Source organism: Bradyrhizobium sp. MI1.3 (assembly GCF_055811695.1).
The window spans coordinates 1-917 of record NZ_JBVVPQ010000219.1 but is presented as its reverse complement, the minus strand read 5'-3'; the positions used below and the strand labels follow the sequence as shown (position 1 = coordinate 917).

2 protein-coding genes are annotated in these 917 nt (G+C 64.6%); one reads left to right on the top strand and one right to left on the bottom strand.

Annotation, left to right across the window (positions count from 1 at the left end; genetic code table 11):
* On the bottom strand, positions 1-316 hold a 316-nt coding region (locus AC0L3A_RS40735), incomplete at its 3' end, for a LexA family protein (RefSeq protein WP_473256581.1).
* Here AC0L3A_RS40735 and AC0L3A_RS40730 point away from each other — a divergent pair.
* A partial coding sequence (locus tag AC0L3A_RS40730; protein WP_473256580.1) for an IS630 family transposase occupies positions 315-917 on the top strand: 603 nt, incomplete at its 3' end. The two genes, AC0L3A_RS40735 and AC0L3A_RS40730, sit on opposite strands and share 2 nt — an antisense overlap.

Below are 917 nucleotides of genomic sequence, written 5' to 3'. Positions count from 1 at the left end.
GTGATTTTGACGTTTTGATGCCGAGCCATTCGAGGATCGGCAAGCTTTCGGGCGGCACGAGGATTTCGATGCTTCTGGGGACGCCGGGTTGACGTCGGATGAAGCCGTTTCGTTCGAGGGTGACAATCATCTGGTGGACCGAAGGCGGGCTGACGCGGAAGTGGCGCTGAATGTCGGCTTCGGCGGGTGGGCGTCCGAACATGTAGGCGTAGGTATGGATGAAGGCCAGGTAATGTCCCTGCTTCTCGGTGAAGTGCGCGCCTGATTTTGACTCATCGCTGGATTCGTCCCGGCCTCCGACAAGGAGGCAAGGCATGAATGTACGTTATCGGGTCGAATTGAGCCAAGCCGAGCGCGATGAACTGACGGCGATGCTCGGTGGCGGCAAACACGCCGCCCGCAAGCTGAAGCGGGCGCAGATTTTGCTGGCGGCCGATAGGGGCGGCCGCGACGAGGAGATTGCCCGGACCGTGAGAGTCAGCCTCTCCGCCGTCGGCCGGACCAAGCGCCGCTTCGTGGAAGGCAATCTGGAGCGGGCCTTGAGCGAGGAGCCGCGTCCGGGCGCAGAGCGCAAGCTGACCGGCAAGGAGGAGGCCCTGCTGGTGGCGACCGCATGCGCCAAGCCGCCCGCCGGCCACAAACGCTGGACGCTGACGCTTCTGGCCGACACGATGGTCAAGCTCACCGATCACGACAGCCTGTCGGGCGAGATCGTGCGCCGCCGGCTGGCCGAGAACGATCTCAAGCCATGGCGCAGGGACATGTGGTGCATTCCTCATGTCGATGGCGAATACGTCGCCCGCATGGAGGACGTGCTCGATCTCTACGCCGAGACGCCGGATCCCGCCCGGCCGCTGGTTTGCTTCGACGAGACCCCCGTCCAGCTGATCGGCGAGGTGCGCCAGCCTGTCCCGGCC